Source organism: Nocardia sp. NPDC050175 (genome assembly GCF_044459885.1).
In the GTDB taxonomy this organism is placed as follows: Bacteria; Actinomycetota; Actinomycetes; order Mycobacteriales; family Mycobacteriaceae; genus Nocardia.
In genome coordinates this window covers 135888-162220 of record NZ_JBITJI010000020.1, presented here as the reverse complement: position 1 = coordinate 162220, position 26333 = coordinate 135888, and the positions used below count along the sequence as shown (strand labels likewise).

27 protein-coding genes are annotated in these 26333 nt (G+C 66.2%); 19 read left to right on the top strand and 8 right to left on the bottom strand.

Annotation, left to right across the window (positions count from 1 at the left end):
* The first annotated feature begins 150 nt into the window (after positions 1-150).
* The 3 genes from ACIBK2_RS43080 to rd all read left to right on the top strand — a co-directional run bounded on the left by ACIBK2_RS43080 (position 151) and on the right by rd (position 3909).
* Positions 151-2418 (top strand): MMPL family transporter, encoded by a 2268-nt coding sequence (locus ACIBK2_RS43080; RefSeq protein ID WP_396976562.1) that lies wholly within the window; start codon positions 151-153, stop codon positions 2416-2418.
* Positions 2419-2614: 196 nt separating this feature from the next.
* A complete protein-coding gene (locus tag ACIBK2_RS43075) occupies positions 2615-3700 on the top strand; it encodes a fatty acid desaturase (protein ID WP_396976560.1) in 1086 nt (361 codons plus the stop codon).
* On the top strand, positions 3697-3909 hold the full coding sequence (rd, locus tag ACIBK2_RS43070) for a rubredoxin (protein WP_396976558.1): 213 nt from the start codon (positions 3697-3699) through the stop codon (positions 3907-3909). Before ACIBK2_RS43075 ends, rd begins: the two co-directional genes overlap by 4 nt.
* An 81-nt stretch (positions 3910-3990) precedes the next feature.
* Here the strand turns inward: rd and nucS are convergent, their stop codons facing one another.
* Together nucS and ACIBK2_RS43060 are read right to left on the bottom strand one after the other, a co-directional pair.
* Entirely contained in the window at positions 3991-4677 is a 687-nt protein-coding gene (gene nucS / locus ACIBK2_RS43065; protein WP_396976556.1) for an endonuclease NucS, read from the bottom strand.
* Positions 4678-4714: 37 nt separating this feature from the next.
* Positions 4715-5431 carry a rhomboid-like protein gene (locus ACIBK2_RS43060; protein WP_396976554.1) on the bottom strand — a complete coding sequence of 239 codons (717 nt, stop codon included), beginning with the start codon at positions 5429-5431 and terminating at the stop codon, positions 4715-4717.
* Between the two features lie 31 nt (positions 5432-5462).
* Here ACIBK2_RS43060 and ACIBK2_RS43055 point away from each other — a divergent pair, with 31 nt between their 5' ends.
* Positions 5463-5702: a hypothetical protein gene (locus tag ACIBK2_RS43055; RefSeq protein WP_396976552.1), complete on the top strand. Its 240-nt coding sequence runs from the start codon at positions 5463-5465 to the stop codon at positions 5700-5702.
* On the top strand, positions 5689-5997 hold the full coding sequence (locus tag ACIBK2_RS43050; protein ID WP_396976550.1) for an ATP/GTP-binding protein: 309 nt from the start codon (positions 5689-5691) through the stop codon (positions 5995-5997). Before ACIBK2_RS43055 ends, ACIBK2_RS43050 begins: the two co-directional genes overlap by 14 nt.
* A 374-nt stretch (positions 5998-6371) precedes the next feature.
* Here ACIBK2_RS43050 and ACIBK2_RS43045 read toward each other — a convergent pair whose 3' ends face one another.
* Both ACIBK2_RS43045 and mce read right to left on the bottom strand, forming a co-directional pair.
* Complete coding sequence (locus tag ACIBK2_RS43045; RefSeq protein WP_396976548.1) at positions 6372-7370, bottom strand: hypothetical protein; 999 nt, start codon at positions 7368-7370, stop codon at positions 6372-6374.
* An 86-nt stretch (positions 7371-7456) separates the two neighbouring features.
* Entirely contained in the window at positions 7457-7918 is a 462-nt protein-coding gene (gene mce, locus ACIBK2_RS43040; RefSeq protein WP_396976578.1) for a methylmalonyl-CoA epimerase, read from the bottom strand.
* A gap of 107 nt (positions 7919-8025) precedes the next feature.
* Between mce and ACIBK2_RS43035 the strand changes: the two genes are divergently transcribed.
* From ACIBK2_RS43035 to ACIBK2_RS43025, 3 genes are all read left to right on the top strand, one after another.
* Complete coding sequence (locus ACIBK2_RS43035) at positions 8026-9246, top strand: acetyl-CoA C-acetyltransferase (RefSeq protein WP_396976546.1); 1221 nt, start codon at positions 8026-8028, stop codon at positions 9244-9246.
* A 180-nt stretch (positions 9247-9426) separates the two neighbouring features.
* Positions 9427-9804: a DUF3817 domain-containing protein gene (locus ACIBK2_RS43030; RefSeq protein WP_396976544.1), complete on the top strand. Its 378-nt coding sequence runs from the start codon at positions 9427-9429 to the stop codon at positions 9802-9804.
* 61 nt (positions 9805-9865) lie between these two features.
* Positions 9866-10717: a tetratricopeptide repeat protein gene (locus ACIBK2_RS43025; protein WP_396976542.1), complete on the top strand. Its 852-nt coding sequence runs from the start codon at positions 9866-9868 to the stop codon at positions 10715-10717.
* Between the two features lie 23 nt (positions 10718-10740).
* On the opposite strand, the gene glgB is transcribed toward ACIBK2_RS43025, so the two are convergent.
* The 3 genes from glgB to ACIBK2_RS43010 are packed head-to-tail and all read right to left on the bottom strand — an operon-like array spanning position 10741 to position 15591.
* Positions 10741-12879, bottom strand: coding sequence for a 1,4-alpha-glucan branching protein GlgB (glgB, locus tag ACIBK2_RS43020; RefSeq protein ID WP_396976576.1), 2139 nt, complete (start codon positions 12877-12879; stop codon positions 10741-10743).
* A gap of 14 nt (positions 12880-12893) precedes the next feature.
* A complete protein-coding gene (locus ACIBK2_RS43015) occupies positions 12894-14894 on the bottom strand; it encodes a maltotransferase domain-containing protein (RefSeq protein WP_396976540.1) in 2001 nt (666 codons plus the stop codon).
* Positions 14895-14949: 55 nt separating this feature from the next.
* Positions 14950-15591, bottom strand: a complete 642-nt coding sequence (locus ACIBK2_RS43010; protein ID WP_396976538.1) for a LysE family translocator — start codon at positions 15589-15591, stop codon at positions 14950-14952.
* A 216-nt stretch (positions 15592-15807) separates the two neighbouring features.
* Between ACIBK2_RS43010 and ACIBK2_RS43005 the strand changes: the two genes are divergently transcribed.
* Together ACIBK2_RS43005 and ACIBK2_RS43000 are read left to right on the top strand one after the other, a co-directional pair.
* Positions 15808-16155 (top strand): DUF4262 domain-containing protein, encoded by a 348-nt coding sequence (locus tag ACIBK2_RS43005; RefSeq protein WP_396976536.1) that lies wholly within the window; start codon positions 15808-15810, stop codon positions 16153-16155.
* Positions 16156-16287: 132 nt separating this feature from the next.
* The gene (locus tag ACIBK2_RS43000; RefSeq protein ID WP_396976534.1) at positions 16288-16623 is read left to right on the top strand and encodes a hypothetical protein; all 336 of its coding nucleotides are present in this window, start codon (positions 16288-16290) and stop codon (positions 16621-16623) included.
* 109 nt (positions 16624-16732) lie between these two features.
* Here ACIBK2_RS43000 and ACIBK2_RS42995 read toward each other — a convergent pair whose 3' ends face one another.
* On the bottom strand, positions 16733-17080 hold the full coding sequence (locus ACIBK2_RS42995; RefSeq protein ID WP_396976532.1) for a hypothetical protein: 348 nt from the start codon (positions 17078-17080) through the stop codon (positions 16733-16735).
* On the opposite strand from ACIBK2_RS42995, the gene glgP reads away from it, so the two are divergent.
* The 9 genes from glgP to ACIBK2_RS42950 all read left to right on the top strand — a co-directional run bounded on the left by glgP (position 17058) and on the right by ACIBK2_RS42950 (position 26291).
* Positions 17058-19646, top strand: coding sequence for an alpha-glucan family phosphorylase (gene glgP / locus ACIBK2_RS42990; RefSeq protein WP_396976530.1), 2589 nt, complete (start codon positions 17058-17060; stop codon positions 19644-19646). The two genes, ACIBK2_RS42995 and glgP, sit on opposite strands and share 23 nt — an antisense overlap.
* A 168-nt stretch (positions 19647-19814) precedes the next feature.
* On the top strand, positions 19815-21140 hold the full coding sequence (locus ACIBK2_RS42985; RefSeq protein ID WP_396976574.1) for an NCS2 family permease: 1326 nt from the start codon (positions 19815-19817) through the stop codon (positions 21138-21140).
* A gap of 147 nt (positions 21141-21287) precedes the next feature.
* Positions 21288-21827, top strand: coding sequence for a DoxX family protein (locus tag ACIBK2_RS42980; protein ID WP_396976528.1), 540 nt, complete (start codon positions 21288-21290; stop codon positions 21825-21827).
* A gap of 120 nt (positions 21828-21947) precedes the next feature.
* Positions 21948-22343: a RidA family protein gene (locus ACIBK2_RS42975; protein WP_396976526.1), complete on the top strand. Its 396-nt coding sequence runs from the start codon at positions 21948-21950 to the stop codon at positions 22341-22343.
* 105 nt (positions 22344-22448) lie between these two features.
* Positions 22449-23030 (top strand): DUF3558 domain-containing protein, encoded by a 582-nt coding sequence (locus ACIBK2_RS42970; protein ID WP_396976524.1) that lies wholly within the window; start codon positions 22449-22451, stop codon positions 23028-23030.
* A gap of 96 nt (positions 23031-23126) precedes the next feature.
* Positions 23127-23747 (top strand): DUF3558 domain-containing protein, encoded by a 621-nt coding sequence (locus tag ACIBK2_RS42965; protein ID WP_396976522.1) that lies wholly within the window; start codon positions 23127-23129, stop codon positions 23745-23747.
* Positions 23748-23761: 14 nt separating this feature from the next.
* A complete protein-coding gene (locus ACIBK2_RS42960) occupies positions 23762-24172 on the top strand; it encodes a hypothetical protein (protein ID WP_396976520.1) in 411 nt (136 codons plus the stop codon).
* Positions 24173-24183: 11 nt separating this feature from the next.
* Positions 24184-25527 (top strand): hypothetical protein, encoded by a 1344-nt coding sequence (locus ACIBK2_RS42955; protein ID WP_396976518.1) that lies wholly within the window; start codon positions 24184-24186, stop codon positions 25525-25527.
* On the top strand, positions 25524-26291 hold the full coding sequence (locus ACIBK2_RS42950) for an ESX secretion-associated protein EspG (protein ID WP_396976516.1): 768 nt from the start codon (positions 25524-25526) through the stop codon (positions 26289-26291). Before ACIBK2_RS42955 ends, ACIBK2_RS42950 begins: the two co-directional genes overlap by 4 nt.
* Positions 26292-26333 lie beyond the last annotated feature (42 nt).

Here is a 26333-nt window from a genome sequence, read left to right as displayed (position 1 = left end):
CCCAAACGCCCACCGCCTCCTTCCTATAAAAAAAACCCCGGGGGTGTCGGGGTCCCCCCCCGGCCCCCTGTGTTGGGGGGGGGGGGGGCCCCCCGGGGGCCCCCCCCCCGCGACGTTCGGAGCGCCCTCAAGGGGTGGAGTGTGCTTGACATGCGCAAGGATGCCTTGGCGCAACTGGCCGTGCTGATGGCCCGATATCGGCGTCGAGTATTCGCTGGGTGGCTCCTCGCAATCGTCGTCGGCCTGCTCGGCTTGCCGCATCTATTGACGTCGGTGGTGTCGCCGCCGATCGAGGTCGCCGGCTCGGAATCACAACAGGCGGGCGAGATCTTGGGTGCCGCGCTGCCGACATTCGGCAAGGATCCGATGATCGCCGTGTTCCATTCTTCGACGCTTCGCGCCGTCGACCCGGCCTTCCAGGACGCGATCGACGCCGGAAAGATCGCGTTGAGTGAGCAGGACGGCATCTCCGGTGTGGTGTCGTTGCCGATCGTCGGCGAACACACCCGGGTGACGGCAATGCCCGAAACGATGGAGCCACTGCGCCCGCTGTTCCACGACGAGCACGCGGCGTACGTGCTGGTCGGGATTACCGGTGACGACCGGGACCGCCAGGACCGGATACCGGCACAGCAGGCCGCGATCGACCAAGCGGCACAAGAGGTTTCCGGCGGTGCCGTGCGGACCTATCTGGTCGGTGTCGCGGCCTTCGGTCAATCGGTACAGCAGGCAGAGATCGCAGATCTCATGCGCATCGAGCTGGTTGCGGTACCGGTGGCGATAATCGTCCTGCTGGTCGGACTGCGGTCTCCCGTCGCCGCGCTGGTCCCTGCGGGGATCGCAGGCGCGGCGGTGGTGACCACCCTCGGCGCATTCGCCTTGCTGACCGGGGTGTTCCCGGTCGACGGAATGTTGCTGGTCGGAGTGAACGCGGTCGGATTGGGCGTCGGCATCGATTACGCGTTGTTCGTGACGAATCGGTACCGAGAGGAACTGGCCGCAGGGGCCGACCCGGAGGACGCCATCGCCACTGCGGCGGGCACGACCGGGCGCACGGTGGTGTATTCGGGATTGATCTTGATTTTGGCGTGCCTGACCCTGTTCTTGGTGCGCTGGCATGTATTCGTGCAGGCTGCGGTCGGCATCATGGCGGTGACCGCAGTCGCGCTGGCCGCCTCGGTCTCCCTGCTGCCCGCGGCGCTGGTGTCGCTCACCCGGTGGCTCGAATGGCGGCCCCGATGGATGGCTCGTCGCGCTCCCTTCGGCCACCACGCGACCGAAGGTCCACCGCGGCTGGCGCGCTGGGCTGAGCATCTGATGCGGCACCACTGGCCGTATGCCGTGGCTGTCACGGCCGGACTGCTGTTGGCGGCTACGCCGGTGCTCGATATGCGGCTCGGCATCAACTTGGAACGGCATGCGTTGACCGGCACGCCAGTCCGCGTCGGTCAGGAAATCGCGGACCAAGACGCGCCTGGTTTGACGGGCACGGTGTTCGTGTTGCTGCGGCGGCCGGTCGACACCGACGAGCCGGACATCAAGCCGCTCTTGGCTGCCCTGCGCGCGGATCCAGAGATCGCCGCGGCCAGCCCGCTCGACGACGGTGTCGACCTCACCGCCGTGCTGGTCATCCCGCGACATCTACCGGACTCGCCCGCCGTGGTGCGGCTGGTGCAGCGGATCCGTACACAGATTGTGCCTGCGGCCGCTCCGCCCGGGCACCAGGCATTGGTCGGCGGATCCAGTGCGCTGGTCACCGATCTGCTCACCGAGACCTCGGCGAAACTGTGGTGGGTGATCGGCTGCGTGTTGGCGATGATGTTCGGGCTGCTGGTTCTCGTGCTGCGCAGCCTGCTCCTGCCGTTGAAGGCAATACTGATGAGCCTGCTGGCAACCGGCGCGTCGTTCGGGCTGACCGTGCTGCTGTTCCAAGGCGACGGCGGCGACGAGGTATCCGCCCTGGCCGGCCCAGGGCTGATCTGGCCGCAAGTGCCGTTGATCGTGTTCGTCCTACTGTTCGGGTTGTCCACGGACTACGAACTGTTCCTCGTTCGCCGAATCCAGGAGGAATACCGGACCACCGGAGACAACCGTCGTTCGGTCGCGATCGGCCTGCAGCGGACCGCTCGACCGATCTCGTTGGCGGCGGCGATCCTCGCCGTCGCGTTCGGCAGCCTGCTGGTTTCCGATGTCACCGGCCTGCGCGTGTTCGGCTTCGCCATCGCCGTCGCGTTGATCATCGACGCGACCTTGATCCGCCTGATCCTGGTGCCCGCCCTGATGCAGATCATGGGTCGGTGGAACTGGTGGTTTCCCGGGGGCTCGCGGTCCGCACCGCTCGATCGAGGTGGTCGGCCTCCGGCTGAACAGCCGACCGTGCGCACCGAGTGCGCCACGGACCCTGTTCCCATCCCCTGAGCGAGGATCGAATGCGCGCCTACCCGGTGACCGGTGCGACCGGTTTCGTCTGCGCCGCACTGACTCTGGAAGTGCAGGCGGTGCACCGATCCAGAGGTACCTCGACCGCATCGGGCTCGCGAATGAGGTGCGGGCGGCCTGATCGGTCGGCCGCGGTAGCAGACACAGATACCGGCGATTCACGACAGGAGACACCATGCGATTCGCGACTCGGCTGCCCGGCGAACGCGGCCTTGCGGAGCGGGATGCAGACCAGATCGCGCTTATTCGGGGACAGATCATGGGGGTCGGCGATCGCTGGCGGGTGAAGCATCCGTGGATCGCCGGCCATCAGGACGCGATAGGTATGGCGATCTTCGTGGTCGCCATAGCTGGTGTGCTCGGCGATGCCGCGCTGTATGTGGCGGGCGTATTGCCTTGGTGGGCAACTGTATTGGTGACGGCGTTCTGGTTGTCGCTGTTGCACGAGATCGAGCATGACCTCATCCACTCGATGTACTTCCGTACGAACAAGTGGGTGCACAACTCGATGATGTTGGGTGTCTGGGTGTTTCGGCCGAGCACGATCAATCCGTGGGTTCGGCGCCGGTTGCATCTGCATCATCACGAGGTGTCGGGGACCGAGTCCGATCTGGAGGAGCGCGGTATCACCAGCGGGGAGCGCTGGGGTGGTCATCGCCTGCTCTCTCTGCTGGATACCGTGCTGGGCTACGCCATGCGGCCCTTTCGGATGCGCCGGCTCGTTCATGCGTATGTGGCGCAGGCGGCTCAGGACCCCGAGGACGCGCGGCGGCTGGCTGTGACGACTCCGCTCGGCTACTTTCCGCTCGCTGGATTGCACTACGGGCTCTGGTATCTCACGATCGGTCTGCATATCTACGACCTGTTCGGCGGCCGCATCGCTTACCAGGGTGCGCATCACGCGCTGGACTTCGTTGCGGTGACCTTGTTGGCGCCCAATATGATTCGCACGTTCTGTCTGCATTTCGTCAGCTCGAACATGCACTACTACGGTGACGTCGAGCCGCACAATGTGCTGCAGCAGACCCAGGTCTGGACGGCCAAGTGGTTGTGGCCGGTGCACGCGTTGTGTTTCAACTTCGGTGGCACCCATGCTATTCACCACTTCCTCGTCCGTGACCCGTTCTATGTCCGCGAGGCGATCAGAGCCGAATGTCAGGCGATCTTACGTGAGCACGGGGTCCGATTCGATGACTTCGGCACCTTCGGCCGCGCCAATCGGTTCGGGCTCGCCGCGCCGACGGGATCGGTCGAGGTGTGACCGATAACGTTGCGGCAGCCCAGAATTCGACCGCAGGCACGGTCGTCGAGCTGTGGATCTGCGTCACCTGCGGAATGATCTACGACCCGGCCGAGGGTGACCCGGACGGCGGCATCGCGCCGGGCACCGCCTTCGCCGACATCCCCGACGAATGGGTGTGCCCGGTGTGCGGCGCACGCAAGGCGGACTTCGTCCCCTACGAGGACTGACAAACAGCCGCACGCCTTCTGATTTCCGGCACCGAGAATCGCATGCGATTTCAGGTGCGGGAAATCAAGAAGGGTGCGGCGTCAGAACAGGCGGAACTCGGTGCTCTCGGTGCCGCGCAGCGCGTCGTAATCGAGGACGTGGCAACGGATTCCGCGATCCTCGGCGAGGGTGCGAGCCTGGGGCTTGATCTGCTGGGCCGCGAAGACGCCTGCCACCGGGGCGAGCAGCGGGTCGCGGTTGAGGAGTTCGAGGTAGCGGGTGAGCTGTTCGACGCCGTCGATTTCGCCGCGGCGTTTGATCTCGACCGCGACGGTGGCACCGTTGGCGTCGCGGCAGAGCAGGTCCACCGGGCCGATGGCGGTCATGTACTCGCGGCGGATGAGGGAGAAGCCGGGGCCGAGGGTGGTCACGTGTTCGGCGAGCAGCACCTGAAGGTGGGCCTCCACACCGTCTTTCACCAGGCCGGGGTCGATCCCGAGCTCGTGCGAGGAGTCGTGCTCGATGTCCTCGATGGTGATGCGGAGTTCCTCGCCTGCCTTGTTGGTGACGACCCAGAGGGCCTTCGCGCCCTCGGGGATGTCGGCGGCGCCGCGCTCTTCCAGCCAGCACGGCGGGCTCATCCAGTTCAGCGGCTTGTACGAGCCGCCGTCGGAGTGCACGAGGACGGAGCCGTCCGCTTTCACCAAGAGCAAGCGGCGGGCCATCGCGAGATGGGCGGTGAGTCGCCCCACGTAGTCGACCTGACAGCGAGCAATCACTAGGCGCACCCAAGCACTGTAGGTGACAGGGTGTGCGAGCTTGTCGTCAGCCCAACAGGATCGCGGCGGCCAGGATCGCGCTGGTGGTGAGCAGGGCCTGTTCCACCCTGGTGAATCGGCGGGTGACCGGCGTCTTGGTCCGGATCATGCCGTAGCCGACGGCCGAGCCGATGCAGAAGGCCAGCAGGTGTCCGACGTTGGTGAAGTTCTGGCCGAGCAGCACACCGCCGATGGCGGCGACGAACCACACTGCGGCCCAGGCGATCCGCAACCGGTTCGGTACGACGAAGACCAGCGCGCCGATCAACGCCATCGACCCGTAGCTGATGCCGACGTCCTCGCTCCAGCGCACGCTCGCGGGCAGCCAGTCGAATTCGACGGCCACCCAGAGTCCGCCCGCGACGAGCAGCGTCGCGCCGATATGTCCGGCCAGGAAGACGCGCACCATGTGCAGCGCGCCGAAGCGCAGCTCGGCCAGGCCGAGCAGGCAGGCCAGTAACGGCATGATCAACCACGCGGTGCCGACGTCGCCGATGACCAGCGCGCTCGACAGCAGGGTGACGACGCGGCCCTGGAGCAGGTTGTGCAGATTGGTGCTGGCGTGCAGCACCACCTTCGACTGGGCCGAGTCGCTCAGCGCGGAGAAGATCGATGTGACGATGACCAGTACGGCCAGATAGCCGACGGTCGCGGGCACCCGCGGTCGCCACCAGCGAGGACCGACGACCGTTGTCCGGTCGTCCGTGATCGTGGCGACGGCCATGCGTACCTCCGTGTCTGTGCGGTGTCTCTCCATGATCGAGTTCTCCGCTGCGCTCGATCAGGGTATTCCCGGTGAAATTGCTGTGAAACTGATCGCCGGTGTGCAACGAGATCGGCATTTGGGCGGTGCCCCACTGTGCCACATCATGCCGATCTCGGCAGGGCGAACGGTTGACCAGGCGGTCTGGCCGCGCGCACGCTCCCGGTTGCCGCACTGGCCGTTCAGAGGCGCCGCCGGCCGGGTAATAGTCTGGGAGCATGCCTCGTCGTAAACCGCGCGCAGACGGTCAAACGGGCCGCTCGCGGACGGGCGGCGCACCGCTCGGTGATGTCTTCGGCCGGACGGAGGCGGGCCCGGACGGTGACGAGACCTACGTCGTTCGCACCATCCCAGGGGCCCGTGCGGTGAAGACCTATCGCTGCCCGGGGTGCGACCACGAAATCGCACTCGGCGTCGCGCACATCGTCGCCTGGGCCGCCGACGGCGGTGAGGACGATCGCAGGCATTGGCATCGTGGGTGCTGGAATGGTCGCCAGACGCGCGGGATTACCCGGCGCTGGTCGTAGGCGGGTGCCGCCCGGCGGATGTCGTTCGTCCTGAATGCCCGTGTCGTGCCGGGTCATGCCGCCGTTTGCCCCGAATGTCCTTGTCGGCGAGGCTATTCCTCCGATACGTGACATTCATGCCCCAATGTCCGGTTGGCGCAGCGGATTCCGGGTAAGCACCGCCCGACGGGCCCGGGGAATTAGGAAGGCCGCCCCCGAAGGGGCGGCCTTAGGTTGAATTCGGTGACGCAGCAACTGATTTGGCGAGTACATGGGTAACTCGCCGGGGACCGGCTGACCCAGCCTGTCCATCACCGCCGGCCGCCAACGTACTGTCGTCGCACCTTGGTCTGGCCTGAATTCGCGGAGAGGCGGGCTAGCCCGCCGTCAGTCAGTCAGTTGCTGATGTCGGCGTTCTCGCGCTCCTCGTCGACGATGTCGTCTTCCTCGGCGGCAACATCGGAGATGGCCTTGCGGTTGGAGCCGGCGACCTGCTTGGTGTTGTTGCCGATCTTGCGCTGGTCCGGAACGCCGTCCAGCAGTTCGCTTTCCCGGTTGACCGCGGCGAGCATCGCGGGCACCGAGTCGAGCTGGCCGCGGATGCCGAGCAGCTGGGCGAGCACGCGTCCACGCAGCACGCGCATCTCCTCGGCCAGTTCCTTCGCGTGCGCGATCTTGCGCTCGGAGGTCTGGGTCGCGGAGGTGATGAGGCGGTTGGCCTCGTCGGTCGCGTCCTTGATCCGCTGTGCGGCCTCGGCGCGGCTGGTGGCCTCCAGCTCCTCCATGGCGCGGGTGAGCTTGGTGCGCCGCTCCGCCATGGTGACCTCGAAGTCCTGCTGGGTCGCCTTGCGCTTGGCATCGGCTTCCTTGCCGAGGCGGTCGGCCTCGGCCTGCGCGGCTTCGATGATCTTGGCGGACTCGGTGCGCGCGTTGGCCAGGGTCTGCTCGAACTCGATCTCGAGCGCCTCGCGCTTTTCCTTGGTTTCGGCCAGCAACGACTCGTACTTGCCACGCATCTCGGTGGCCTGCTGCTCCGCGATCGACACCATCTCCGCGGCCTCGGCCTGTGCCAGGGCACGGACCTCGGAGGCCTCGTCGGAGGCCAGCCGCAGCATGCGGGAGATGCGGTCGGACATGCCTTCCGCGGTGGTGGGCGGCACCGAGAGTCGGTCGACCTCCTTGCGGAGCTCGTCGATCTCGTCACGCGCATCCTCGAGCTGGCTCGCGAGGTTACGGGCTTGTGCCGCAGCAGCATCCCGGTCGGTAGCGGTGACCCTTAGTTCGGCGTCGAAGCGGTCGAAGTAGTTGCGTACCTCGTCTTGCGCATAACCCTTGCGCACAACGGTGAAGGGCAGTGCAACGAAGCGATTGCGATCGGACTCAGGTGACGACATGGCACACAAACTACAGCCTACAGAGACCTGATGGTGACTCGACCGCGAATGTGATTCCGAAGAGTTTTTCCGGCCCGATCTTGATACTAGTGCGTAACATTCGGGTTCGGCTCGACCAACTCGATCAGCACACCGCCAGCATCCTTCGGATGGATGAAATTGATGCGGGAATCCGCTGTTCCAGGCCTCGGCGCCTCGTACAGCAAACGCAAGCCCCGCGCGCGCAGGTGCGCGGAGACCGCATCGATGTCGGTGACGCGGTACGCCAGTTGTTGCAGGCCCGCCCCGTTACGGTCGATGAACTTGGCGATGGTCGACTCCGCGTTGAGCGGGGCCAGCAACTGCAGGGCAGTCCCTCGATCCGGGGCGCCGGGCAGCGACAGCATCGCCTCGTGCACGCCCTGGGCATCGTTGACCTCGCGATGGGTCTCGATCATGCCGAGATTCTCGGCATACCAGGCAACCGCGACATCCAGGTCAGGCACGGCGACGCCGACGTGGTCGACGGCGACGACGTAGTCCGCGGGGATGAAATCGGCCGAATCCATAACGTTGCTCACTACTCGAAGGTAGCCGCTACCTGCGTACCGGCAACCTGGGCACTGCGGTTACCGTGGAGTACAGAATCCTGCGAAACAAGATAGCGAGGCTTGTCGTGACTTCATCCGTGATCGTCTCCGGTGCGCGGACCCCGGTCGGTCGCCTGCTCGGCGGCCTCAAGGACTTCAGCGGTTCCGATCTCGGCGGCTTCGCCATCAAGGCCGCGCTGGAAAAGGGCGGCGTCGCGCCCGAGCAGGTCGACTACGTGATCATGGGCCAGGTGCTCACCGCGGGCGCGGGCCAGATCCCGGCCAGGCAGGCGGCCGCGGCCGCGGGCATTCCGATGGATGTGCCCGCGCTCACGGTCAATAAGGTCTGTTTGTCCGGAATCAACGCGATCGCGTTGGCGGACCAGCTGATTCGCGCGGGCGAGTACGAGATCGTCGTCGCGGGCGGCCAGGAGTCGATGAGCCAGGCCCCGCATCTGCTGGAGAAGAGCCGCGAGGGCTTCAAGTACGGCGACGTGACGCTGCGCGACCACATGGCCTACGACGGCCTGCACGACATCTTCACCGACCAGCCGATGGGCGCGCTGACCGAACAGCGCAACGACACCGAGCCGGCTAGGGGGACGGCAGGAGGCGGAGCCGACGGGGTGGGTCAGGTCAGCCGCGAGGAGCAGGACGCGTTCGCGGCGGCCTCGCACCAGCGCGCGGCGGCGGCGTGGAAGAACGGCGTCTTCGACGACGAGGTGGTCCCGGTCTCGGTGCCGCAGCGCAAGGGCGACCCGCTGGTGGTCGCCGCCGACGAGGGCATCCGCGCGGACACCACCGCGGAGTCGCTGGCCAAGCTGCGTCCCGCGTTCCGCAAGGACGGCACGATCACCGCGGGCACCGCCTCGCAGATCTCCGACGGTGCCGCCGCGGTCGTGGTGATGAGCAAGGCCAAGGCCGAGGAACTGGGTCTGAGCTGGCTTGCCGAGATCGGTGCCGCGGGTGTTGTCGCGGGCCCGGACTCGACGCTGCAGGACCAGCCGGCCAACGCCATCGCGAAGGCCTGTGCGCGCGAAGGCATTTCGCCTGCCGACCTGGACGTGGTGGAGATCAACGAGGCGTTCGCGGCGGTCGGTGTCGCGTCGACCCGCAAGCTGGGTATTGATCCGGCGAAGGTGAACGTCAACGGTGGCGCGATCGCGATCGGGCATCCGCTCGGCATGTCCGGTGCGCGCATCCTGCTGCACCTGGTGCTCGAGCTGAAGCGTCGCGGTGGCGGCGTCGGTGCTGCCGCGCTGTGCGGCGGTGGCGGCCAGGGCGATGCGCTGATCGTGCGCGTGTAATCGAGTTTCTCAGCACAGCCCCCGCGGATACTTTCGCGGGGGCTGTGCTGTCTCGGCGACGAAAGTCGTGTCCTGGTCCCGGCTTTCGCGAGGATGACGAATCGGGTCGGCGCGAGTGCCGAGCAGTGCCCACTCGATGTGACTCGTCCCACTACGACACGTCGTAGTGCATCCGGCACAATGGTGCGCATGGGCAATGTCTTCGACCTGAGTACTGTCGCGAAGCGCTTTCGTTTCATCGCGGTGCTCGAGGCGATCTCCTGGGTTTTCCTGATCGTCGGCATGGTGTTCAAGCGACTCCCCGAGCCGGTGCTGTGGCCGGTCAAGGTGTTCGGCATGACGCACGGCATCATCTTCGTGCTGTTCGTGATCGCCGCCATCATGGCCGCGCGCGAACTCGGCTGGAACGCGCTGACCACGGTGCTCGCGCTGCTGTCCAGCATCCCGCCGTTCTTCACCGTCGTGTTCGAGATCTGGGCGGTCCGCTCGGGCAAGCTCGCTGAGCTGAGCAACGCGGTTTCCGCCGACTCCGGAGCCCCGGCCGCCGCGACGTCGTGACAAACTGGAAACCGTGACTCGACCTGCCGCACGCCGCCCTTCGCCAGCCGCTGTCGCCGCCATGTCCGGGGCAGTTGATCTCTCCGGTCTGAAGCAACCGCCTGCCAGCGCACCCGCTGCGGCGAGCGGTGGCGACTACGCGGTGAACGAGGCGAACTTCGAGACCAAGGTGCTACGCCGCTCGGTGCAGGTGCCGGTGGTCGTAGCGCTGTACTCGCAGCGCAGCCCGGGCAGCGTCGAGCTGGTCAAGACGCTCGAGCGGCTGGTCGGCGAGAGCGGCGGCGCCTGGGATCTGGCCATCGTCGAGGCCGAGACCAATATGCGGATCGCGCAGGCGTTCGGCGTGCAGGGCATCCCGACCGTCATCGCGGTCGCGGGCGGCCAACCGCTCGCCGACTTCCAGGGCGCGCAGCCGGAGGCCCAGGTGCGGCAGTGGCTGAGCGCGGTCATCGACGCGGTGGCAGGCAAGCTGCCCGGCGGCGAGGAGCCAGAGGAAGCGCCCGAGGATCCGCGCTTCGTCGCCGCGGAGACGGCGCTGGAGCAGGGCGATTATGCCGGTGCGGAGGCCGCGTACGAGGCGATCATCGCCGCGGAACCGGGCAACGAGGAGGCCAAGGGCGCGCTGCGTCAGCTGCGGTTCCTCGGTCGCGCGCAGGTGCTGCCGGAGTCCGCGATCGCGACCGCCGACGCCGATCCCGACAATGTGGATGCCGCGCTGGACGCCGCCGATGTGGAGATGCTGAACCAGCAGCCGGAGGCCGCGTTCGATCGGCTCATCGGCGTGGTCAAGCGCTCGGCGGGCGACGAGCGCACCAAGGCGCGGACCCGGCTGCTCGAACTCTTCGAATTGTTCGATCAGGCCGAGCCGTTCGTGGTCGCCGCGCGCCGCAAGCTCGCCGCCGCGCTGTACTGAGCAGGTAAGTCGTGCTGGCCGGCTCAGCTGTTCGGGGCCAGCCAGACTGCACTGTTGGGGGCTAGAGCGATGGTGGCGGAGGCCGGGCGACCGTGCCAGCCTTCGTCAGTCGCCTTGACAGCGCCCAGGTTTCCGACGCCGGAGCCGCCGTATTCGGCGGCGTCGGTGTTCAGGATCTCGGTCCACTGCCCGGCGAAGGGCAGGCCGACCCGGTACTCGCGGTGCACCGAGCCGGAGAAGTTGTAGACGCACGCGACCACGGACCCGTCCGATCCATAGCGCAGGAACGCCAGCACGTTGTTGGCTTGGTCGTTCGCCTCGATCCATGAGTAGCCGCCCGGGGTGGTGTCCTGGCTCCACAGCGCGGGGTGGGCGCGGTAGACAGCGTTGAGGTCGCGTACCGCAGTTGTAATCCCTTGGTGCAGTGGGTTGTCCAGCTCCTGCCAGTCCAGTCCGCGGTCGTGTGACCACTCGCGGAACTGGCCGAAATCCTGACCCATGAACAGCAACTGCTTGCCGGGGTGGCCCCACATATAAGCCAGCAATGCCCGCACGCCACCGGCTTTGGCGAAATCGTCGCCGGGCATCCTGGTCCACAGTGTGCCCTTGCCGTGTACTACTTCGTCGTGGCTGATCGGCAGCACGAAGTTCTCGCTCCACGCGTACATCGCCGAGAAGGTGATCTCGTTGTGGTGCCAGGAGCGGTGGATCGGGTCGCGCTGCAGGAAGCCGAGGGTGTCGTGCATCCAGCCCATGTTCCATTTCATGGTGAAACCCAGGCCGCCGACGTCGGTGCCGCGGGTGACGCCGGGCCAGCTGGTGGATTCCTCGGCGATGGTGACCACGCCGGGATGGTGGCGGTGCACGGTGTTGTTGAGGTCCTGCAGGAAGTCGACGGCCTCCAGGTTTTCCCGGCCGCCGTGCACGTTCGGCTCCCAACCCCCTTCGGGGCGTGAGTAATCCAGGTACAGCATGGAGGCGACGGCGTCGACGCGCAGGCCGTCGATGTGGAATTCCTCGATCCAGTAGCGCGCGTTGGCCACCAGGAAGTTGCGCACCTCGTGCCTGCCGAAGTCGAAAACGTAGGTGCCCCAGTCGAGTTGCTCGCCGCGGCGCGGGTCGGCATGCTCGTAGAGTGGTGTGCCGTCGAAGCGGGCCAGTGCCCATTCGTCGCGCGGGAAGTGTGCGGGCACCCAGTCCAGCAGCACGCCGATGCCTGCCTTGTGCAACCGATCGACGAAGGCGCGGAAGTCGTCCGGTGAGCCGAAGCGGGCAGTGGGCGCGTAGTACGAGGTGACCTGATAGCCCCAGGAACCGCCGAAGGGGTGCTCGGCGATGGGCAGCAGTTCGATGTGGGTGTATCCGGCGGCCTGCACGTAATCGGCCAGCTGGTCGGCCAATTCGCGATAGCCGAGTCCGGGGCGCCAGGAACCGAGGTGGACCTCGTAGACGCTCATCGGCGCCTGGGTCGGGTCCGTGCTCGCGCGAGTGTCGAGCCACGCCTGGTCATTCCAGACGTAGTGGCTCTCGGTCACCACCGACGCGGTGGCGGGCGGCAGTTCGGTCGCGAATGCCATCGGGTCGGCATGGTCGATGGTGCGGCCGTCCGCGCCGTGCACGCGGAACTTGTACTTGGTGCCCGGCCCGACGCCGGGCACGAACACCTCCCACACGCCGGACGAGCCGAGCGCGCGCATCGGGGCGGTGGTCCCGCTCCATCCGTCGAAATCGCCGATCACCGTGACACCGCGGGCATTTGGCGCCCACACCGCGAACGAGGTGCCGTCCACGTCGCCGTCGAGGGTGGTGTAGTGGCGCGGGTGTGCGCCGAGCACGTCCCACAGTCGCTCGTGGCGGCCCTCGCCGATCAGGTGCAGGTCCAGTTCGCCGACCGTCGGCAGGAATCGGTAGCCGTCGGCGGAGAGAATGGTCTGGCCTCCTGGATAGGTGGTGAGGATGCGGTAGTCCATGAGATCGGGGTAGGGGAGTACTGCGGCGAAAATGCCGTGTCCCAACGACTTCAGTGTGTGGTCGGTGCCGCCGACGCGGGCGCTGACCGAGTCCGCCTGTGGGCGAAGCACACTGACCTCGGTGCCGTCAGGATGTGGATGTGCGCCGAGCACGGTGTGCGGGTCACCGTGGGTGCCCGCGGCCAACAGCATCAGATCCCGGCGTCTCACAGTGTGCTCCGATAGGCGAGTTCGGTGCGCGCCTGTTGCGCGACCGGAGGCAGTGTGAGGATGTGCGCGACCGACGTCGACGGGTCCAGCCGCACGTAATTCGTTTGGGTCCAGTGGTATTCCTCGCCGCTGACCTCGTCGATCACCACCGGGTGGTCGTGCCATTCGCGGCCGATGGCGGGCAGGTCGAGCGAGACCATGCCCCATTCGGCGGCGAACGGGTTCAGGTTCACCACCACGAGCACCGCGTCGCCGCTGCTCGGGTCGACCTTCGAGTAGGCGATCAGCGAGTCGTTGTCGACGTGGTGAAAGTGGATGCAGCGCAACTGTTGCAGCGCGGGGTGCGCGCGGCGGATCTCGTTGAGCCGAGTGATCCACGGCTCCAACGACTCGCCGCGCGCCAGCGCCTCGGCGAACGGGCGCGGGCGCAGCTCGTACTTCTCCGAATCCAGGTACTCCTCGCTGCCCGGCCGCACCGCCTGATGCTCGAACAGCTCGAAACCAGAGTACACGCCCCAACTGGGTCCGAGGGTTGCGGCGAGCACCGCGCGGATGGCGAACATGCCTGGTCCGCCGTGCTGCAGGCTCTCGTGCAGGATGTCGGGGGTGTTGACGAACAGGTTGGGTCTGGCCTCGTCCGCCTTGGCCGCCAGTTCCTCGCCGAACTGGGTGAGCTCCCACTTCGCCACTCGCCAGGTGAAATACGTGTAGGACTGGCTGAAGCCGCGGCGCGCGAGACCGTACAGCCGGGCCGGGCGGGTGAACGCCTCGGACAGGAACAGCACGTCCGGGTCGGTGCGGCGCACCGTGGCGATCAACCACTCCCAGAAATCGGCGGGCTTGGTGTGCGGGTTGTCGACCCGGAAGATCTTGACGCCCAACGCGATCCAATGCCGGACCACGCGCAGCACCTCGGCGTACAGGCCGTCCGGATCGTTGTCGAAGTTGACCGGGTAGATGTCCTGGTACTTCTTCGGCGGGTTCTCCGCGAAGGCGATGGTGCCGTCGGGCAGGGTGGTGAACCACTCCGGATGGGTGGCGACCCACGGATGGTCGGGCGCGCACTGCAGCGCCAGATCGAGCGCCACCTCGAGGCCGAGTTGCGCTGCGGTGTCGACGAATTCGGTGAAGTCCTCGGCGGTGCCGAGCAGCGGGTGCACGGCGTCGTGTCCGCCGTCCTTCGAGCCGATCGCCCACGGCGACCCGACATCGCCCGGCTCGGCGACGAGGGTGTTGTTGCGGCCCTTGCGATTCACCGCGCCGACCGGATGAATCGGCGGCAGGTAGACCACGTCGAAGCCCATGCCCGCGATGCGCGGCAATTCCTTTGCCGCGGTGGCGAAGGTGCCGTGGATCGGCTTGCCCGCCTTGTCCCGGCCGCCGGTCGAGCGGGGGAAGAACTCGTACCAGGACCCGTACAGCGCGCGCTGCCGTTCCACCAGCACGGTGTGCTGCGGGCCGCGAGTCACCATGTCGCGCAACGGTGTCGCGCGCAGGATCTCGGTGATCTCCTCGGCGAACGCCGGTGCCACCCTGGCGGGCAACTGCTCGTCGCTGCGCAAGGCGGCGGCCGCGGCGCGCAACCGCTCGAACTGCTTCTTCGGCACCGCCTGCGCGGCCCGGTCGAACAGCCTGGCCCCGATCTCGAGGTCGTTGTCCAGGTCCGCGGCGTTCTGCCCGACCGCGAGCTTCGCCTCCACCGCCGAGCGCCAGGTCGCGATCGGATCGCTCCAGCCCTCGATCCGGTAGGTCCAGGCGCCGGGCAGGTTCGGGGTGAAGGTGGCGTTGAAGACGTCCGGCTCGAGATCGGGGGTCATCCGGATCCGGATCGGGCGCGCGGAGTTGGGGCCGCGCACGGTCAGCGTCGCCGCGACGGCGTCGTGCCCCTCCCGCCACACCACGGTGCGCACCGGGAAAACCTCCCCGACGACGGCCTTGGCGGGCCGACCGCCTGCGATGGACGGGGCAGTGTCATCGATTGCGATGCGGCCGGTCACGGGACCAACCTACCGTCAGCGGGGCCGATGCACGGGATCAGCGCTGGAACGACCGTCAGCGGGCGTCGACCGCGAGACCGAGGCCGAGCGCGACCAGGATCGCCCCGAGTGCGCGTTCGATCCGCTGCCGGATACCGGTTCGCCGCAGCCAGGAGCCCGCGCGGTCGGCGACGAGCACCAGGCCGACACACCACGCGGTGTCGACGACCAGCTGGATCACGATGAGCGCGATGACCGTGGGCAGCACCGGTCCGCTGGACGGCAGAAACTGTGGCAGGATCGTCAACCCGAACACCGCCGCCTTCGGATTCGCGGCGATCGACACCAGCGACGCACGGAACGCCGCACCGGGCGTCCGGCCCGACGGCAGCATCTTCGTCATGGTGCTGCCGAACTCGTCATCGCCGCGCGAGCCGCGCCACGCCTGCACGCCGAGCCAGATCAGCACCAGCGCGCCGACGATATGCATCGCGGCATTCAAAACATGGTTGGCGGCGAGCAGGACGGACAGTCCCGCGCCACCGGCGATATTCCAGGCGAGCATGCCGATCTCGCCCCCGGCGACCGCGGCCAGCCCCGCACTGCGTCCGTCACGGACCGAACGCTGCAGGAACAGGGCCGTGGCGGGCCCGGGTAGCGCGGCCAGGATCAACGAGGCCAGCAGGAATTGAGGGAGAACGGCGACCCAGTGCGGCATCCGTCGATGCTGGCACGTCGATCGTCGTTCGTGCCACCGCATTTGGGGGCGCAAATACGGTGGCACCATCCACGGTGGGTGGGACGACGTCCCTGCCCGGCCGGAGCCGAGTGCGCGTCAGGGGTGGGCGTGAATACCGGTGCCGCCGGAGACGACGAGATCGATGACCTGGGTCGACAATGGCGGCAAGGGCGACATCATCGACCGCTATGACGAGTGCGTGGCCGCTGTGCGCGGCTGATTCGCCACGGAAATAGGGTTAGCCGGGGTCTCGGCGCGCATCGTAGAGTCGGCTCCGTGCTGGCAGACGGGCAGCGGGATGACGACGTCATCGAGGGCCGCCCGGTCACCCTCCGATCCATCGACCCGACCTGGTACCGCCCCCACTTCGGCCGAGCCATCGGCTTCTATCGGAAGCACCCGTTCCCCGTCCTCCAAGTGGCGTGGCCCGACGCGGACCACCACTTCCACTGGGAGGAGCAGGCACGCAACCGAGGAAGCCAACCGCAGCTGTGGCTGAAACCGGACGAGCACCCGGCAGACATCTGGACCGCCGACCTCTGACGCTCGTGTTCGTGGACGGCGAGCCTGCCAACGCCGTTGCTACGCCGATCGGTAGCCATGCCGCCGCAACATCGGGGTTCATCCCACTGAATTACCACCGATCCACATAGCGGGTGGGACCGAATACTCGATGTGAAACGTATCCTGATCGCCGCTGCGGCGACCATAGCGCCGCTCATCCTGCCGACCGGTCCCGCGAACGCGGCCAGCGCCATCGTCGTGTTGTTCGCGGATAGCAACTTCGCGGGTGATTCGGAGTCGTTCGATAAACCCACCAACTGTGTCGACGTTTCTGATGTGCTGATGGACGACGTCTCCAGCATTATCGTGCCGAAGGGATATGAGGTGGTTCTGTACGAGCATCCGTCGTGCGTCGGGTCAGCTCTGGGCACCTTGAAGGCGGGGGGCCATCCCGACCTCGGCTCCGCGAACGACCGGACCGCCAGTCTGAGGGCGTTTCGCCGCTGAGGGACGCTCTAGGCGAAATTAGGGCGAATTGCGTTGTCGATCAACCGATCCCGAGGTGCCGACCCAGTGTCGCCGAGATGGACATGGTGGACCGCGCCGCGGGTCAGAGTCACCATGCGTCGGGCTCTGCGTTGAGATCCTCATCGCGCAGCGCCAGCCAATCGATGCGGGCCTGCGCCATCCATTCCTCGCGATCGAGTAGTCGCAGAGCGCGACGGACGACGTCGGTGGTGCTCTCGCCGACGCGGCGGACGCGGTTGATGATCCGTTCATCGTCGGGGGTCGGGCGGAACGTGGTCGTCGCCGTTCGAGAAGCGTAGAACGCAGGTAGGTCGATTGTCCTGCCGATTATCGTCCGCGCACTACCGCCGCGGTCGTTGTGAGCCGCACCGCCGGGGCGGCCGGAATGCGCGAGGTTCGGTAGGGTTCGGCGGGTGAAGGCATTGCGTCGATTCACCGTCCGTGCCCATCTGCCTGAGCGGCTGGCCGCGCTCGGCGAGCTCGCTACGAATCTGCGGTGGTCGTGGCATCCGGCTACCCAGGATTTGTTTGCGGAGATGGATCCGCAGCGGTGGTTGGAGATGGGGCACGACCCGGTGCGGATGCTCGGGGAGGTGCCTGCCGCGCGGGTGGATGAGCTGGCGGCGGATCCGGAGTATGTGCGGCGGGTGGATGCCGCGGCGGCGGATCTGCGGGAGTATCTGGCGGCGCCGAGTTGGTTCGAGCGGCGCGCGGGGGAGGAGGGCGTGCGCGGGATCGCCTACTTCTCCATGGAGTTCGGGGTTACCGAGGTGCTGCCCAACTATTCGGGTGGGCTCGGGATTCTGGCGGGCGATCATCTGAAGGCCGCTTCCGATCTGGGGCTGCCGTTGATCGGCGTCGGATTGCTGTATCGCTCCGGCTATTTCAGGCAGACGCTGTCGGCGGACGGCTGGCAGACCGAGCATTACCCGGACCTGGATCCGCAGGGCCTGCCGCTGCGGCTGCTCACCTCGGACAACGGCGGCTCGGAGACGGCGCCGGTGCTGATTCACGTGGCGATGCCGGATCAGCGGGTGCTGCGGGCACGAGTGTGGATCGCGCAGGTCGGACGGGTGCCGCTGTTGTTGCTGGATTCCGATATCGCGGAGAACGATCCGGAATTGCGCGCCGTCACCGACCGGCTCTACGGCGGCGATCAGGAGCACCGGATCCGGCAGGAGATCCTGGCCGGTATCGGCGGCGTGCGCGCGGTGCGCGCCTACACCAACGCGACCGGACTGCCCGACCCTGATGTGTTCCACATGAACGAAGGCCACGCCGGTTTCCTCGGCGTCGAGCGCATCCGCGAATTCGTCTCCACCGGAAAGGATTTCGACACGGCGCTGGCGGCGGTGCGGGCCGGCACGGTGTTCACCACGCACACCCCGGTCCCCGCCGGTATCGACCGCTTCCCGATGCCGATGGTGCGCCGCTACTTCGGTGGCGCGCACGGTGAGTCCGAATCCGCCATGCTCCCAGGGCTTTCCGTCGATCGGATCCTGGCCCTGGGCCGCGAGGCCGATCCGTCTGTCTTCAACATGGCACACATGGGCCTGCGGCTTGCCCAGCGCGCCAACGGTGTATCGAAACTGCACGGCGAGGTCAGCCGCGAGATGTTCGCCCCGCTGTGGCCCGGCTTCGATGCGGCCGAGGTGCCGATCGGCTCGGTCACCAACGGTGTGCACGCGCCGACCTGGGCCGCCCGCGAATGGTTCGACAAGGCGCGCAAGCACATCGGCGCCGAGCTCGTCGAAGAGGCGCGCGGCTGGGAGCGACTGCGTGACGTCGATCTCGGCGAACTGTGGTCGACGCGGAATGCGTTGCGCGCCATCCTGGTTGCCGAGGTGCGTCGTCGAGTGCGGGCGTCCTGGCTGGACCGTGGCGCGGCGGAAGCCGAATTGGGCTGGGTGGACAGCGTTTTCGACCCGGACGTGCTGACCGTCGGTTTCGCCCGCCGCGTGCCGACCTACAAGCGACTCACCCTGATGCTGCGCGACCCGGAACGGTTGCGCGCCAGGCTGCTCGACCCCGACCGGCCGATGCAGCTGGTGGTCGCGGGCAAGAGCCACCCGGCCGACGACGGCGGCAAGGCGCTCATCCAGCAGGTGGTCCGCTTCGCCGACGATCCCGACGTGCGCCACCGCATCGTCTTCCTGCCCGACTACGACATGTCGATGGCCCGCTACCTGTACTGGGGCTGCGACGTCTGGCTGAACAATCCGCTGCGCCCGCTCGAGGCGTGCGGCACCTCCGGCATGAAGTCCGCGCTCAACGGCGGCCTCAACCTGTCCATCCGGGACGGCTGGTGGGACGAGATGTTCGACGGCGAGAACGGCTGGGCCATCCCGACCGCCGACGGCGTCACCGACGAACACCGCCGCGACGACCTCGAGGCCAACGCGCTCTACGACCTGTTCGAGCGCACCGTCGCACCCCGCTTCTATGACCGCGACAACGCCGGCATGCCGGTGCGCTGGGTCGAGATGGTGCGCCACACCTTGCAGACCCTCGGCCCGAAGGTGCTCGCCTCGCGGATGGTCCGCGACTACGCCGTCGAGTACTACGCACCCGCCGCCAACGCCTACCAGCGGGCGACCGCCGACGAGTTCGTTGTCGCCCGCACCATCGCCGACTATCGCCGCCGCGTCGAAGCAGCCTGGCCGTCGGTGAAGGTGATCCAGGTGGACAGCGCGGGCCTGCCGGACACGCCGATCATCGGGGCCAGCCTGTCGCTGACCGCGCGCATCGACCTGGGTGGCCTGCAGGTCGCCGACGTCGTCGTGCAGGCGGTGCTCGGTCGGGTGTCGACCGCCGACGACCTCTCCGACGTCACCACCATCGCGATGACACACACCGGATCCGATTCCGGCGTCGAGCTGTTCACCGTCGACACGCCCGTCCCGCTGTCCGGCGCCGTCGGCTACACGGTGCGGGTGCTCCCGCACAGTGAGTTGCTCGCCGGTGACGCCGAGCTCGGATTGGTCGCCGCACCCAACGCCTGAAACGGCCGCACCAGCCCTTTCGGGTAGTGGACGGTTCGGCGCGGCCGTCGGTCGGTCGAATTCTCCGATTCAGTGAATCGTCGGCTAACGTGCCTGGGCACGCCCGTACCACTCCCTGACTGGAGACCGCCCATGGCCACCGCCGTACCGACCGAGCCCCGAGGTCGCATCGACGCGTTCTTCGGCATCAGCGCGACTGGTTCGACCATGAAACGCGAACTGATGGCGGGCACGGTGACGTTCCTCGCCATGTCCTACGTCCTCGCCGTGAACCCGTCGGTGCTCGGCGACGAAGGTGCGTTGGGCGCCAAGGGCATTCCCATGCAGGCGGTGTTCACCGCGACCGCCGTCGCCGCGGTGTTCGGCACGCTGGTGATGGGGCTGTGGGCCAAATATCCGATCGCGCTCGCGCCCGGCATGGGGCTCAACGCGTTCTTCGCCTATTCGGTGGTGCTCGGCATGGGCATTCCGTGGCAGGTCGCGCTCTCCGGGACCCTGCTGTCCGGGATCATCTTCTTCCTGCTCGCGGTCACCAAGGTGCGCGAGCGGATCCTCAACGCGATTCCGATGCAGATGAAGCTCGCAGTCGGCGCGGGCATCGGGTTGTTCGTGGCGTTCCTCGGGTTGAAGAACGCGGGCATCGTGGTGAACAGCGACGCCACCTTGGTCACGCTGGGCGATTTCACCAAGGGCACTACCCTGCTCGCACTGTTCGGGCTCGTGGTGACTGTGGTCTTCCTCGTCATCGGCTGGCACGGTGCGGTGCTGTACGGGATCGTGCTGACTGCGGGCGTCGGCATCGTCAGCGGGCTCGTCGATCTGCCCAACGGTGTGGTCGCGGCGCCGAAGGGACTCGAGCACACCTTCGGTCAGGCGGTCATCCATCTGCCCGACGCGTTCACCGGGCAGATGGCCGTTGTCATCCTGACCATGCTCTTTGTCGATTTCTTCGACGCCTCCGGCACCCTGATCGGCGTCGCCAACCAGGCCGGGCTGCTCGACAAGGACGGCAAACTGCCGCGTGCCGCGAGCGCGCTGGCCGCCGATTCCGTCGGCACCATGGCGGGTGCGGTGATCGGCACCTCCACCACCACCGCCTACGTCGAATCCACCGCGGGTGTGTCCGCGGGCGGGCGCACCGGGTTGACCGCCGTCACCACCGCGGGCTGGTTCCTCGTCGCCATGTTCTGCTACCCGATCTTCGCCGTCATCGCGGGTTCCGGCGAGGTGACCGCGCCCGCGCTGATCGTGGTCGGCGTGTTGATGTCGCGTTCGCTCGGCGAGATCGACTGGAATCGGCTCGAGTATTCGGTGCCCGCCTTCATCACCATCGTGATGATGCCGCTGACGTACTCGATCGCGAACGGTCTGGCCATGGGAATGCTGTTCTATCCGATCGTCATGGTCGCGAAAGGCCGGATCAAGGACGTACATCCCGCAATGTGGGCCCTGCTGGTGATATTCCTCGGGTACTTCTTTTTCCTGGCGGAATGAACCCTGCAGGGGGTGCGAACGTAGATCAGAACAAGACCGGGTCTTGGAGAGTTAGGCCGCCTTGTGTGAGAATCGGACCGCAGTCCGCTTCATCGTCGAGGCCATTGACCAGCTTTTTGGAATCTGACTTGCAGGGACGAGGATCACATGACTACGAAATCTGTGCTCGATCGCGCCACCACCACCACTGAACTCGACGGCGTTTCCGCCGACATCGGACTCCTGATCATCCGCGTCGTCTTCGGCGCATTACTCGTCGCACACGGCACCCAGAAACTCTTCGGCTGGTTCTGGGGCTTCGGCTGGGACGCCAATGCCGCCATGTTCGACGGCATGGGCTACAACCCCGGCAAATTCTTCGGCACCTTGGCCGGTCTGAGCGAAATCGCCGGCGGCGCACTCCTCGCGCTCGGCCTGCTCACCCCGCTCGCCGGTGCCATCGTGCTCGGCACCATGATCAACGCGATCAACACGACGTGGGGACCGGGGCTGTTCGGCCAAGGCGGCTGGGAGACCCCGCTGCTCTTCGCCGTCGTCGGCACCGGCTTCGCCTTCACCGGTGCCGGCCGTTTCTCGCTGGACCACGGGCGACCGTGGCAGCGACAGGGATTCGTGGTCGGCGCGGCAATGGTCGTGCTCGGCGTGGTCGCCGCGGTGGTCACCCTCATCTTCAAATGGGTCCTCTGACCTACTCGACTCCGGCGCGGTAACCCATCCGGGTCGCCGCGCCGCGTCATGTCACAGCCGGGGATGCTGTGTCGTCTTCTCCTTGTTGAGCGGAAGAACCAACGAACTGAGGAGACGATGATGGGCATCGAGATCAGCAATCCTGCGGAACTGCACGATCCCACGGGATTTGGATACAGCCATGTCGCGCGGGTCAGTGGTGAGCTGGTGCTCATCGCGGGACAGTACGACTCGGATGCCGAGGGGCATACGACCAGCGACGATTTCGCGGTTCAGGTGAACAATGCCTTCGCGAATCTCGGGATCGCTTTGCGCTCAGTGGGTTTGGACTATGCGGATGTCGCGCAGTTGCGCACTTTTATCGTCGACCACAACCTCGACAAGCTTTCGGTTATCGGCAGGAAGATCGCGGAGATCTGGGGTGAACGTCCGCCGGTGCAGACGTTGAATGGTGTTGCCTCGCTTGCGTTGCCGGGGATGTTGTTCGAGGTGGATGCGGTGGCGGTGCGAGGGTGATCTGGAACGATCCAATTGGCTAGATCTAGATTGGAGCGGAACCAGGGGGAGGTCTTGTGCGTCTTGTCCTGTGTCGGGGTGTTTGGACTGAAGGGCAGGAGAGATATGCGGGCCGCCGTGATGGCACCGACGGGACTTGCTGTGCGGATGGTGGCGGGCGGGATTGCGTTAGCAGGGCTGATCACGGGATGTTCGTCGACTGTGGACGGGATCCCGCAGCGGCAGAGAGTCGGCTCGGACAGTGGCGAGAAGACGGTTCAATTCAACCCGTGTACTGAACTGTCGGACCAGGCAATGCGGGCGACCAAGGTGGACCCTGCCTCGAAGAGCGTTACCACAGATGCGCCGTCGGGGCCGGTCAGCGCCCGGATTTGCCAGTGGACTTCGACCGAAGGCCCGTACTTCGTCAGCGTCTCGTCTTTGATCTATACACAAGACGACGCTCGCAAAAACGACCGTCTGACCGGCCTTCGTGAGGTGCGGGTCGGCCAGCGGCCTGGGCTCGTTTACGCGGATAAATCCGACCAGGACAAACTGCGTTGCTATACGAATCTGCCTTGGGCGGAGGGCACGTTCGAAGTGACTGTCGGGTGGAGGTACAGCAGCCGCGCTTCGCTTCTACAGTCACCTCCGTGCGATCTTGCCGTCCGGCATGCCCGGGAGTTGGAGCCCTACCTGCCGAAATAGCTGCTGTCGGTGGGGCGACGCGCGGCAAATCGTCGCCCGGACTGGAACGATCCAGTTGGATTGCTCTATTTTGGAGTGGAACCAGGGGGAGATCACGTGCGTCTTATCCTGTGTCGGGGTGTCTGGGCCGAAGTCAGGAGAGATATGCGAACCGCGATCGTGGCGCCGAAGGTCGTAGTGCGGACGGTGCTGGCCGGGATCGCAGTGGCCGGGCTGGTCGCGGGGTGCTCGCCGACGAAGGACGGGAACCCACAGGGGGTGGTGAGTGGGACGCCGACCAGCGGTGAGCAGACGGTCCAGTTCAACCCGTGCACGGACCTGTCGGACGAGGCGTTGCGCGCAATTCACGTAGATCCGGCAACGAAATATACCGTCACAGATGCGGCAAGGGGCGGTGTCTCCGCCCGTATCTGCAAGTGGGACTCAACTCAGGGCCCGTACTTCGTCACCGTGTCATCGACGACCTCCACCCAGGACGATGCGCGCAAGAACGATTCGCTTACTGGGCTGCGTGACGTGAAAATTGGTCCCCGCTCGGGGCTGACATACAAGGACAAATCCGACGAAGGCAACCTGCGGTGCTACGCCAGTCTGCCTGCGGCGCAAGGCATGTTCGAAGTGACTGTCGGGTGGCGCTATGGGGATCCGGTAACACGCGATGTTTGCGAACTTGCTGTCGAGCACGCGAAGCAACTCGAGCCGTATCTGCCGAAGTAGCTGGAAGGAGAGCGATGTCGGAATCTGTTCCGGGCGAGGAAGCCCAAATGCAGGCAATGGTGACCCGTTGGCAGACACTGAAGAAACAAGCCGAGGGCGGTGAGTTCCGCCTCGACGAGGAAATCGGTAAGCAGCTCTCGGACCATGCTGAGCGGATGCGTAGCGCCGTACAGAGGATGGTCGACACCGCCGGAGACCTCCAACATCTTGCCGGTTTCGGAACCCTGAGTTCGGCGGAGGATTTGCGGGCCAAGTTCGCACTCAAGGCAGACAAAGGCAACGATTCTGCGGTTAAGAGACTCCAACAGAGCGTTGAGGTCGCCACCCTTATGCGCGACACCTACAAGCTCGCCATCGGCAAGCTGACCGAGTCGGATCAGTCCGCTGCGGACAGACTTGCTCAGCTGAACATGGGGGATTCGTGATGGGGCTGTCCATGAACGACTGGGTTGCAGCGATCGGCAACGTCGCGCTGGGGCCTGGCGCGGGAAGTGTGATCAGCTCGCGGCACGAGGCTGACCAGAACAAGCGGAACGACCAGCAGCGGGCCTCCGATGAAAAGGCGAAGTGGGACCAGGATCGTGGGTACGTAAACAACGAGTGGTCGAGCTTGCTGTCGGAGTACGGCACCGACAAGTTCGACAGCCGTGCTATCAAGGCGCAGGATCCGTTCGAGACCATGTCCCATCAAGCGATTTACGATGCGCTGCAAGGCGTGCGGTCGTACGCGATTAACGCCAAGGCCGATGGCTGGCGCAGGTTGTCCGACGACGCGAGGACCGCGGTCGGCGAGTTCGCCAACGGTGTCCAGCAATCCATCACCGACCATTGGAACGGTAAATCGGGGCAGAGCGCGATCGATGCTACCCGGGAGTTCTCGACCACTTTTTCGAAGCTGGCGGCCACATTTCAAATGGTTGGCCACGGCCTGGATCTGATCGAAGGGCACTTATCTCAGGCCAAGGGCTCCGTCGGCGAGCCGGACAACTACACGTTCGGTGACAAGATCCTCGATTCGCTGCCTGGGCAGAACATCATCAAGGGTCCTACTTACCGCGCGCAGGAAGCGGAGAGCGACGCGCGGTTTGCCATGATCCAGAACTACCGTCCCGGCGTGAACGAGGTCGACGGCATCACGCCGATCCTTCCCGAGCCCACCAGCACAGTGGACAAGAACAAGCCGAATGACCCTGGCTACACCCCGGGGCCGAGTCAGACGGGTGGCCCGAACAGCAACAACCCGACGGGCTCGCCGAACCCCACGGACCAGAAGTCCACGGACGACTCGAAGAAGCAGGACAGCACCGTCGACCCGTCGACTCAGCCTGCGAGCACGGATCCGAGCGACTCGACGGATAAGAAGTCGACCAACACGACACCGGCCTCGACCACGCCGGCGAGCACACCCACCATTGACGATCCGACGAAATCGAAGACTCCATCGACGCCGTCGACTCCTTCGAACACTCCGTCTACGACGTTCCCCGGGTCACCTTCGCGCGCCCCGGGTACCCCGAGCTCCACCCCGTCACCTGGAAAGAGCATCCCCGGCAAGGCGGGAACCCCCTCCGCCCCAGCGGCAACAACCGCCGCCCGTGCGGCCGGATCCGGCAAACCTGGCACCTCCGGCGCCCCAGGCATGGGTGCGGGCGCTGGACGCGGCAAGGGTGACGAGGATAGCGAGCACAAGATCCCGGACTATCTCATCTATGACCATGGTTCGGAGTTGCTGGGTACGCAGCCGCCCGCGCTGCCGCCGGGCGGGGTCATCGGCGGATGAACGAATCCCGCTGGCGCCTGGACGGTTTGATGTTCGAGTTGGCGCTGGAGGCGCTCGGTCGTGACCGTTTGCCCTATCCGTTGCGCTACACCATCGAAGGCGTCGAAGCGTACGAGGATTATCAGCGGTTGCGCGCGAATGCCGCGAAGCAGCTGTCGAGTTTTGCGTCGCCTGACTTGTTCAATGCGCTGAATGTGTTGCTGGAACCGCAAGTTCGGGTCGAGGTGCACGGTTTCTTCGGTCGCGATTTCAATCAGGTGGTGCGTGTGCATGCCGGAATGACCGGCCGGGCCGCGACCATGGCGGTCCAATTGCCCGGTCCGACACAGGAATACGGCCGCGATATCCTGCTCAGCCGCTGCCCGCCGCAGGCTTTACCCGCGCAGATCGCCGCGCAATTGCCGAAATGCGGCGGCGGCAGATATCCGACGATCAGCGGCCGCCGCTCGGATGTGAACCGGGTCGAATACGCCCAGCACCCGACGCGCCTTTCGCACACCGAGCAACTCAATCGCATCGTCCGCCGCCCGCGCTCCGGGCTCGGCGAGGTCGGCGTTTTCGCCGGCGGCGCGATCGACAGCAGGCCGACCAGCGACGGTCGCGGCTTCCACTGGATGGATTACCTGCCCGCCGACGGCCGCTACCTGCTGCACAACCAGGGCAATGACGAGTTCACCCTCACTCCGGGCCCGGTTGAGGAAATCCAGCGTCAGCTGCACACACTCATCGAAACCACCTACCGCGCGGTGGCACACAGCTGGTAGCCCCGACCACAGCTGGCGCTATGGCGGGGCATACCAGCCGGA